The sequence below is a fragment of the Streptomyces sp. ISL-66 genome (assembly GCF_018614135.1).
Classification (GTDB): Bacteria; Actinomycetota; Actinomycetes; order Streptomycetales; family Streptomycetaceae; genus Streptomyces.
The window spans coordinates 38,497-47,560 of record NZ_JAGGOW010000030.1 but is presented as its reverse complement, the minus strand read 5'-3'; the positions used below and the strand labels follow the sequence as shown (position 1 = coordinate 47,560).

The following is a 9,064-nucleotide window of genomic DNA, read 5'->3' as shown; positions in this document are numbered from 1 at the left end:
TGCCGTACGGCACCAGGGCCCCGAAGGAACTGCTACACCATCTACCGGCCTAGTGCTGCGCCGGCCTTCTGTTTCCGCGTACCTGGCCTGAACGCAGCCGGGGGCGCGGGGATCGCGATTGCTTGACCGGAGACCACCTCACTATCGATGTCCTGCGGTACCCGGGCTCAGCCTTCGACCCGGGCGATCCTGATGGCGGTCAACTCCTCCGTTCTTCCCTCTGAATCGATCACTTACCAAACGGGTACTGCGTACTACGGTGCTGCGTACTGCGGGTACTGCCTACTGCGGTACTGCGTACTACTGGTCCTGCATACGACAGCCCCTGATCACTGCGGGCCGCCCGGTCCGGTCGTCAGTTCCGTCGCCTTCCTACAACAGCCTGGCTTCGGAACTCCACCACCGCACCGCTCTGCTTACTGCGTGCTTCTTGCCCGGCAGTTCGTCCCTCCGGGCCTTGCTCGATCTCGGTTACAAGAGAAACCATAGCCACACCGCAACTGAATGTCTACCCTGGCCACGATAGATTTTCGCCTGTCTGACGAGGAAGTAATCGAGATTGCATGCAAGGAGATCCACCCATGGTCGAACGCCCTCCCCGTGAGCCCGGCGGCAGGAACATCGCCGTCGAGGTCCTGGACGGAGCCGTCGCGGTCAGGCCCGTCGGTGAGGTCGACATCGAGACGGCCCCCGTCCTGCAGCGCGCCCTCGCCCAAGCCCTCACCCACGCCTCACCGGCTAAGGCCGTGGTGATCGACTGCAGCCGCCTCACCTTCTGCGACTCCTCGGCACTCAACGCCCTCCTCGCCGCGCGCCGCGCAGCGGAGGAGTCCGGCACCGTCATCCGCCTGGCAGCCCCCCAGTCCCAGCTCCAGCGCCTCCTGGAGATCACCGGGGCCACGGCCCTCTTCCCCGTGGAGGAGCAGCCCCCACCCCCGGTCGCCCCCTCCCCGGGGCCCCTCGTGGACGACCCCACGCCGTAGACCCACGGCCCGAGCCGCAAAGGAGCCGCATGCGCAGGTGTGCGTAGCCTCTGAGCTGCGGGACGCAGGCCTCGGGGCGGCTCCGGCATCGCTCCGGAGCCGCACCGTCGGCGTCCTTGCCGGCCGCGGTTCACCGCGGCGGTTCGACCACCCCGGGGTCAGGCCGCCGCCTCCACCCGTGCACCGCTCCGGGACTCCTGACGCACGACACGTCGCTGCCGGGACGGCATGCCCACGGTCGGGTTGGCGACGCCCCAAGCCGCGCCCTTGCAGATCAGTTCCTTGTAGAAGGCGGCCACGCGGCCCGTCAGGGCCTTGTCGACCGCGCGGTCGTCGGCGGTGACGAACTGAATCAGGCCCTCCTTGCGGCCGAGGGAGACGCACTGCTGGGCGTAGCGGATGGAGATGTGGGGCACCTTGGTGCCGGCGAGCCGGGCGGCGATGGCGTCGGCGGCCTGCCAGGCCATGGGGACGCCCGAGGCGCAGGACATGCGCAGCGGCTTGCCGCCCGGGCCCATCGCCATCGCCGCGTCGCCCACGGCGTACACGTCCGGGTGGGAGACCGAGCGCATGGTGGAGTCGACCACGATCTGGCCGTGGTCGGAGAGCTCCAGGCTGGTGGCCCGGGCGATCGGGTGGACGGCGAAGCCGGTGGTCCAGACCGTGACCTCGGCGGGGACGGTCCGGCCGTCGGCGGTCGTCACGCCGTCCGCCTCCACGGCGGTGACCGCGGTGTGTTCGTGGACCGTGATGCCGAGCTTGTCCACCACCTTCCGCAGGTGGGTGCGGCCCTTCTCGGAGAGCCAGTCGCCGAGGACGCCGCGGGCGGCCAGGGCGACGTCGAGGTCCGGGCGGGTCTCGGCGATCTCGGTCGCGGCCTCCAGGCCGGTCAGGCCGCCGCCGACCACGACCACGGGCCGGCCGGCGTCCAGGGCGGCCAGGCGATCGCGGAGGCGGAGGGCGCCGGGGCGGCTGGAGACCTCGTGGGCGTGTTCGGCGGTGCCGGGGACGCCGCCGTCGTTCCAGCCGCTGCCGAGGGCGTAGACCAGAGTGTCGTACTCCAGTTCCTGCCGCTCGGGGCCGTTCGCGGGGGCGACCGTCACCGTCTTGCGGTCCACGTCGACGGTGGTGACCTTCCCCAGTTCCACTTCCACGCCGGTGCCCGCGAACATCTCGCCGAACGGCCGGGGCCTGAGGTCCTGGCCGACCGCGAGCTGGTGCAGCCGGACGCGCTCGATGAAGTCGGGCTCGGGGTTGACGAGGGTGATGGTGACGTCCTCGCGGTGCAGCCGCTTGGCGAGGCGGCCGGCGGCGATGGCTCCGGTGTAGCCGGCTCCGAGGACGACGATGCGGTGCTGCATGTCCGTGCTCCTGTCTGGGCGGGGGCTGCCGTTGTCCGGCGGGCTTTCGCCCCTTGAACCGGACAGCCCCCCGTTCCCTGACAGGATGGGAACGTGACCTGCGCCACATCCCTCAGAGCGTGTGGAGCGGGGCCTCCCGATGGTCCGCGGCGGCCCACTGCTCGGTCGCGCGGACGAGCTTGTCGGGGTTGACCTGGCTGAGGATCGCGGCGATGCCCTCCGCGGTGACCTCCAGGCAGGTGATCGCGACGACCCGGCCGTCCACGACCGCCACGAAGGCGGGCCCGCCGTTCGCGGTCGTGGCGTAGATGTCGGGCGCGCCGCCGATGTGGGCCCGCTTGGCCGCGCTGGGCTTGAACAGGCCGCGCAGGAACGTGGCGACCGCGCGCGCACCCTCGAACGCCTTCGCGCGGGCCGGGACCTTGCCGCCGCCGTCGCCGACCGAGACGGCGTCCTGGGTGAGCAGGCGTATGAGGGGTTCGGTACGGCCGCTGGTCGCGGCGGCCAGGAACTCCTCGACGATTCGCCGGGCGGTGACCTCGTCGATCTCGGTGCGCGCCTTGCCGTCCGCGATGTGCTTCTTGGCCCGGTGGTAGATCTGCTGGCTGGCGGCCTCGGTGATGTCCAGGATCTCGGCGATCTCCCGGTGCGGGTGGTCGAAGGCCTCGCGCAGCACGTACACCGCCCGCTCGCCCGGCGACAGACGCTCCAACAGGACGAGGACGGCGTACGACACCGACTCGCGCTGCTCGGCGGTGTCGGCCGGACCGAGCATCGGGTCCCCGGCGAGCAGCGGCTCGGGGAGCCACCGTCCCACGTACGTCTCGCGCCGGGCGCGCGCCGAAGTGAGCAGGTTGAGGCACCAGTTGGTGAGGACCTTCGTCATCCAGGCCTCAGGCACCTCGATCCGCTCGACGTCGGCTGCCTGCCAGCGCAGGAACGTCTCCTGCACGGCATCCTCCGCCTCGCTCGCCGAGCCGAGCAGCCGGTAGGCAATGGCCTCCAGCCGGGGCCTGGCGGTCTCGAAGCGCTCCACGTCACTGGTGATCAGGGCCATGGTCGTGATCCTAGGCGTCCCCCGGGGCGGAACGGCAGGGAGACGGCGCTCTCAGGTGAGCAGCGAGGACCAGCGCGGACCAGGCGTCGAAGACGCCCGGTGCCGACCGCGACACGCGGCGCCGGTACACGCGCCGTGCCGGGATGGCTGGCGCAAACGTGGGCAGGCGCCCCGATGGAACGGTCAAAGCGATCGATTGACCAAGATCGACCAAGGAGGAGCCTTGAGTGACTTCCAGGATGTGAGCCGTCAGCAGGAAGGCACCACGACGGCACTAGCACACACCGTTCAGGACAAGGCGGGCGAAGGCGCCGCCCTGGTCGGCGCCAAGGCCGCCGAGGTGGGCGGTACGGCCAAGGAGCAGACGGCCAACGTCGTCGGCGAGGCCACCGCGCAGGCCCGGGACCTCGTCGGGGAGCTGCGCTCCCAGGTGATGGAACAGGCCGAGACGCAGACACAGCGCCTGGCGGAGAACGTGCGTCGGCTCTCGCAGGAGCTGCGGGAGCTGGGCGAGGGCGGCAAGCCGGACTCGACCGTGGCGAGCATGGCCCGGCAGGTGGCTGACAGCGGCCGGCAGGTGGCGGCCCATATGGAACAACGGGGTCCGGACGGGCTGGTCAGCGACCTGCAGAATTTCGCGCGCCGCCGCCCGGGGGTCTTTCTGGCGGGCGCCGCGCTGGCCGGCTTCGTCGTTGCGCGCGCCGGGAAGGGCATCAGCGCGGCCGCTTCCTCGGACACCGCCTCGGGCGCCTCCTCGGGCGTCGGCGGCGCCACGCCTGCGATCGGGCCATCCGGTGGACCCGGCCCGTCCGGTGAACTCGGCCCGTCCGGTGAACTCGGCGCTGGCGGGCGTGCCGCTCCCGGCCGTAGCGGGATCCCGGAGGGTTACGAGGATCCGCTCGACACCTACGGCCAATCCCAGCCGCCACACGTGACCCCCGCGCCGCCGTCCTATCCGCCCGCGAGCTCGCCGCCGTACGGAGGGGTCTGACCATGGCTCTCTCCTCCCAAGAGCGGCCCGCGCCACCCGCCGCGCCCCCGCCTTCAGCGACGCCTCCCGACCCGTCGATCGGCGACCTGATCGGCGAGATCGGCCAGGACCTGTCCCAGCTGGTCCGGGACGAGATCGAACTGGCGAAGGCCGAGATCAAACAAGAATCCGCCAAGGCCGGCAAGGCGGTCGGAATGCTGGGCGGGGCCGGCTACGCCGGACATCTGGTGCTGCTGCTCGGCAGCCTGACCGTCGTGTTCGCCCTGGCCAACGTGATGGACCTCGCTTGGGCGGCTCTGATCGTCACCGCCGTGTGGGCGGCCGTGGGCGCGGTTCTGTACCTCACGGGCCGCAAGCGCCTGCGCACCGTCAATCTGAAACCCGAACAGACCATGGAGACCCTGAAGGAGGAAGCCCGATGGGCACGACACCCGACGAGCTGAGGAACGACGTGGAATACCGGCGCGCGCATCTGGCGCGCAAGGTCGACCTCCTGGCGGACAGGATGGCCCCTCGCAAGGTCGCCCGCCGCAAGGTGAGTTCGATGCGTCACCAGGTGAGCGGGGTCAAGGAGCGTGTGATGGGCACGGCACAGGATGCGGCGCACGGAACGGCGGGGAGCCTCGGCCAGGCCACGGACAGCATCGCGGAAACGGCGAAGGAAGCCGGCAGCAGCGTGCAAGAGGCCGTCCAGCAGGCACCGTCGCAGATCAAGCGCCAGACCCAGGGCAGCCCGCTGGCAGCAGGCCTGATCGCCTTCGGCGCCGGCATGCTCGCCTCCGCCCTCCTGCCGACCACTGAAGTCGAGGAGCGCGCGGGGCAGCAGCTCCGGGAGCACTCCGAGGAACTGCTGGAACCCGTCAAGCAGACGGCCCTGCACGCCGCCCAAGAGGTCCGGGAAGAGCTGCGGGAGCCGGCCGCCCAAGCTGTGGAATCGGTGAAGTCCACCGCGCGGGAAGCCGTCGCCACCACGACGGACCACGCACAGAGCGCCGGCGAGGAAACCGCCGAAGAACTGCGCCAGGTCGGCCGGAACACCGCGGAGGAGGTGCGCGACGCCCCCGGCAGCCAGAGGCCGCCGTCCCAGTGAGGCGGTCGGGCGGATGACGGGAATCGGGCCGCGCGGGCGGGCCTTGGCCCGGAAGCGGGCCAAGGGCCGCACCCAGGGCGGCCTGCCGAAGGACTTCGTTGCCGTCCTCGCCCATCGCGGTGCTGCCCCGGCGTCGCGAGCAGCGTCGGGTGACCCTCCCGCCGTCCCGTGACCCACTTCACACCAGGCTCCTGTCAGGAATCGGGTCGCTGTTCCGCTCAAGTCGCCGAGAGCCAAGCGAACCGACAGGAGCAGCACATGAAGCACCGCATCGTCGTCCTCGGCGCCGGCTATGCCGGGGCCTACGTGGCCGGGACCCTGGCCCGCCGGCTGTCCCCGGAGGACATCGAGATCACCGTGGTCAACGCCGAGCCGGACTTCGTCCAGCGGCTGCGGCTGCACCAGCTCGCGGCCGGCCGGGAGGTCGAGGCTCCACAGCTCGCCGACGTCTTCGTGGGCACGGGGGTACGGCTGCGCGTGGCCCGTGTCGCCGCCGTCGACCCCGAGCGCCAGGTCGTCGTCGTGGCCGACGGCGACGGCAGCGGCAGCGGCGAGCTCGGATACGACACGCTTGTTTACGCGCTCGGCAGCCGCGTCGCCGACCACGGCGTGCCCGGCGTGGCCGAGCACGCCTTCGACGTCGCCGGCCGGCCCTCCGCGCTGCGTCTGCGCGAGCGCCTGGACAGCCTGAGCCGGCTGTCCCGGCTGTCGCGGCCGGACGACGGCGCCAATGTGCTGGTCGTCGGCGACGGGTTGACCGGCATCGAGACCGCCACCGAGATCGCCGAATCCCGGCCCGGCCTGTCGGTGACGCTGGTCGCCCGCGGTGAGTTGGGCGCCCAGCTTTCCACCGGGGCCCGCCGCCACCTGCTCCAGGCCTGCGACCGGCTGGGCATCACGACCCTAGAGCACACGGAGGTCGAAGCCGTCGAAGCGACGCGGGTGCTGTGCGCCGACGGCACCACCCTGACCTCCGACGCGACCGTGTGGACGGCCGGGTTCGCGGTCGGCCCCATCGCCGCCGCCGGCGGGCTGGAAGTCACCGAGAACGGTCGGATCGTCGTCGATCGCACCATGCGCTCGCTCTCGCACCCGAACGTCTACGCCGTCGGCGACAGCGCCTACGCCATCGGCGACAACGGCAGGCCCCTGCCGATGTCCTGCGCCTCGGCCGGATACACCGGCATGCAGGCCACGGCCGCGATCGTGGGACGCCTCACCGGCCGCAAGATCGCGAACACCAAGCTGGAGTACCTGGGCAACCACATCAGCCTCGGACGGCGGGACGGGATCCTGCAGATGGTCGATGACGAAGGGCAGGCGAAGCCGAAGTTCGTGGGTGGCCGGAAGGCCGCGCGGTTCAAGGCGGGGATCCTGAGGATGTCGCTGTGGGCCAGCTCGCACCCGACCTTCCGCACGCCCAGGCGCAAGCACCGCCTGGCCGCCGTGCCGGACGCGTCCCCCGCGAGGGTGGTCGCGTAGGCCCCATAGGGTGATCCGCGTGGACAGCACCTCGATCGATCGCTTCGACACCAGTCGGTTCGAGGCCAGTCGGAACAGGCTGGCCTCGCTGGCGTACCGGCTGCTGGGCTCCGCCGCCGACGCCCAAGACGCCGTACAGGACGCGTTCCTGCACTGGCAGGCCGCCGACCGGCAGCAGATCAAAGTGCCGGAAGCCTGGCTGACCAAGGTCGTCACCAACCTGTGCCTCGACCGGCTCCGCTCGGCACAGGCCCGCCACGAACGAACCGCCGGTGCCTGGCTGCCCGAACCGCTCCTCGACGGCGACCCGATGCTCGGCCCAGCCGACACTTTCGAGCAGCGCGAGTCGGTCTCCCTGGCCATGCTGACTCTCATGGAGCGACTGTCACCCGTCGAGCGGGCCGTCTACCTCCTGCGCGAAGCGTTCTCGTACGGCCACGCCGAGATGGCCGAGATCCTCGACATCACCGAGTCCGCGAGCCAGCAGCACCTCCACCGCGCCCGGACCCGCATCGCAGCCGGGCGCCGCCGCGGCGGCGGCGAAGTCGACCCGGCGTCCGCCCGCGGGATCGTCGAGGAATTCCTCGCCGCTGCCACCTCGGGCCGCACCGAACGGCTGGTGGCGATGCTCACCGACGACGTGATCGCGATCTCCGACGGCGCCGGCCTGGCCAAGAAGCTGCTGCGGTACGACACTCCGCAGCGCGTCGCTGCCATCGCCCGGGGCGGCTTCAAACCCACGCCCGCGAAACGACGGCTCGCCGGCGGCGCGCCCGCCATCCACTACGCGCTCGTCAACGGCGCCCCGGCCATCCTGTTCGTACTCGGCGACCAGGTCATCGGCGCGGTGACGTTCGACATGGCCAACGACAAGATCTCAACCCTGCGCGGCATCGCCGCCCCCACCCGCCTCGTCCGCCTCACCGAAGCCTGGCGGCAGCAGGGACCGAACACCCCGCTCATCGCCACGTGGTGACCTGACACCGACACCGACACCGACACCGACACCGACACCGACACCGACACCGACACCGGCACCGGCACCGGCGCCGGCACCGGCGCCGGCACCGGCGCCGGCACGGCCGTGATCATTTATGCGTCGACCATGGTCGGGTCGAGGGAGTCGACGTCCTCCATGAAGCTCAGCATCCGGGCGTTGACCACGTCGGGGTGGTCGATCTGCGGCCCGTGGCCCGTCGCGGCGATGATCTCGGCGCGGGCCCCGGGGATCAGGCGCGGTACCCGCTCCAACTGCCGCTGCGGGTGCACCAGCAGGCTGCGCTTGCCCATGATGAGGGAGAGCGGGGTCCGGATGGAGCGCAGCGCGTCCTCGGTCAGCGGCAGTGGCGCGGGGCGGCGGATCCGGAAGGCGCGGGCGCCCACCTGGACCCACTTGCGCAGCTCGGGAACGGCGATGACCGGCTGCTCCAGCCAGGAGGCGAGGCGCGGGCGCAGTGCCTTGGGGGCGAAGCTGGCGAAGAGGCTGGCGAAGACCCAGGCGAAGAAGCGCAGGCCCACCTTTTCCAGGCCGCCGGGGTCGAGGGTGGTGACCGAGGCGAGCCGGCCGGGCCGGCGGTGGGCCTGGTTGAGCACCAGCCAGCCGCCGTAGGAGGAGCCGACGAGGTGGACCCGGTCGAGGCCGAGCGCGTCGAGGGCCTCGTCCATCCACTGTGCGGCGCGCTCGGGCTGCCACATGGGTTCGCGGTGGATGCTGCGGCCGGCGTCGCCGGGGGTGTCGAGTGCGTAGACGGGGCGTTCGGCGCTGAGCGCGGGGGTGTTGGGGTACCACATGGCGGAGCAGTAGCCCGCGCCGTGGATCAGGACGATCGGCGTGCGGGACTCGGCGGCGGGGTCCGTGGGGCCGTAGCGGTAGACGTGCGTGGTGCCGAAGCTGGTCTCGACGTCTGTCTCGGAGCGGATGGGCGCGCCCATCGCGTAGAGCGCGTCGCTGGCGGCGAAGTAGCGGTCGCGCAGGGTTTCGTTGACGTAGCGGCCGACGTCGCGGCGCACACGGGTCGTGTTCTCGGGCACGGGGCACCTCCGGGAAGATCCGTTCTTCGTGATACGACCGTACCATGATGGTGGTACGGCGGTACCATA

9 protein-coding genes are annotated in these 9,064 nt (G+C 71.3%); 6 read left to right on the top strand and 3 right to left on the bottom strand.

Annotated elements, in window-relative coordinates; all coding sequences use genetic code 11:
• The first annotated feature begins 581 nt into the window (after positions 1-581).
• On the top strand, positions 582-983 hold the full coding sequence (locus J7E97_RS06235) for an STAS domain-containing protein (RefSeq protein ID WP_215023215.1): 402 nt from the start codon (positions 582-584) through the stop codon (positions 981-983).
• 158 nt (positions 984-1,141) lie between these two features.
• On the opposite strand, the gene J7E97_RS06230 is transcribed toward J7E97_RS06235, so the two are convergent.
• Both J7E97_RS06230 and sigJ read right to left on the bottom strand, forming a co-directional pair.
• Positions 1,142-2,344 (bottom strand): NAD(P)/FAD-dependent oxidoreductase, encoded by a 1,203-nt coding sequence (locus tag J7E97_RS06230; protein ID WP_215023213.1) that lies wholly within the window; start codon positions 2,342-2,344, stop codon positions 1,142-1,144.
• 112 nt (positions 2,345-2,456) lie between these two features.
• Positions 2,457-3,401 carry an RNA polymerase sigma factor SigJ gene (sigJ, locus tag J7E97_RS06225; protein ID WP_215023211.1) on the bottom strand — a complete coding sequence of 315 codons (945 nt, stop codon included), beginning with the start codon at positions 3,399-3,401 and terminating at the stop codon, positions 2,457-2,459.
• 196 nt (positions 3,402-3,597) lie between these two features.
• Here sigJ and J7E97_RS06220 point away from each other — a divergent pair, with 196 nt between their 5' ends.
• The 5 genes from J7E97_RS06220 to J7E97_RS06200 all read left to right on the top strand — a co-directional run bounded on the left by J7E97_RS06220 (position 3,598) and on the right by J7E97_RS06200 (position 7,940).
• Positions 3,598-4,392 (top strand): hypothetical protein, encoded by a 795-nt coding sequence (locus tag J7E97_RS06220; RefSeq protein WP_215023209.1) that lies wholly within the window; start codon positions 3,598-3,600, stop codon positions 4,390-4,392.
• A 2-nt stretch (positions 4,393-4,394) separates the two neighbouring features.
• Positions 4,395-4,835, top strand: a complete 441-nt coding sequence (locus J7E97_RS06215; protein ID WP_215023207.1) for a phage holin family protein — start codon at positions 4,395-4,397, stop codon at positions 4,833-4,835.
• Positions 4,811-5,482 carry a DUF3618 domain-containing protein gene (locus J7E97_RS06210; RefSeq protein ID WP_215023206.1) on the top strand — a complete coding sequence of 224 codons (672 nt, stop codon included), beginning with the start codon at positions 4,811-4,813 and terminating at the stop codon, positions 5,480-5,482. The genes J7E97_RS06215 and J7E97_RS06210 overlap by 25 nt, the downstream gene beginning before the upstream one ends.
• A gap of 258 nt (positions 5,483-5,740) precedes the next feature.
• Entirely contained in the window at positions 5,741-6,964 is a 1,224-nt protein-coding gene (locus J7E97_RS06205; protein WP_215023204.1) for an NAD(P)/FAD-dependent oxidoreductase, read from the top strand.
• A gap of 19 nt (positions 6,965-6,983) precedes the next feature.
• A complete protein-coding gene (locus tag J7E97_RS06200; RefSeq protein ID WP_215023202.1) occupies positions 6,984-7,940 on the top strand; it encodes a sigma-70 family RNA polymerase sigma factor in 957 nt (318 codons plus the stop codon).
• A gap of 116 nt (positions 7,941-8,056) precedes the next feature.
• Here J7E97_RS06200 and J7E97_RS06195 read toward each other — a convergent pair whose 3' ends face one another.
• Positions 8,057-8,995 (bottom strand): alpha/beta fold hydrolase, encoded by a 939-nt coding sequence (locus tag J7E97_RS06195; protein ID WP_215023200.1) that lies wholly within the window; start codon positions 8,993-8,995, stop codon positions 8,057-8,059.
• Positions 8,996-9,064: the final 69 nt, after the last annotated feature.

Excerpts from the sequence above, each read along its gene's own strand:
- J7E97_RS06235 (WP_215023215.1), top strand. The coding sequence starts at position 582 with ATGGTCGAACGCCCTCCCCGTGAGCCCGGCGGCAGGAACATCGCCGTC.
- J7E97_RS06210 (WP_215023206.1), top strand. The coding sequence starts at position 4,811 with ATGGGCACGACACCCGACGAGCTGAGGAACGACGTGGAATACCGGCGC.
- J7E97_RS06205 (WP_215023204.1), top strand. The coding sequence starts at position 5,741 with ATGAAGCACCGCATCGTCGTCCTCGGCGCCGGCTATGCCGGGGCCTAC.
- J7E97_RS06215 (WP_215023207.1), top strand. The coding sequence starts at position 4,395 with ATGGCTCTCTCCTCCCAAGAGCGGCCCGCGCCACCCGCCGCGCCCCCG.
- J7E97_RS06230 (WP_215023213.1), bottom strand. The coding sequence starts at position 2,344 with ATGCAGCACCGCATCGTCGTCCTCGGAGCCGGCTACACCGGAGCCATC.
- sigJ (WP_215023211.1), bottom strand. The coding sequence starts at position 3,401 with ATGGCCCTGATCACCAGTGACGTGGAGCGCTTCGAGACCGCCAGGCCC.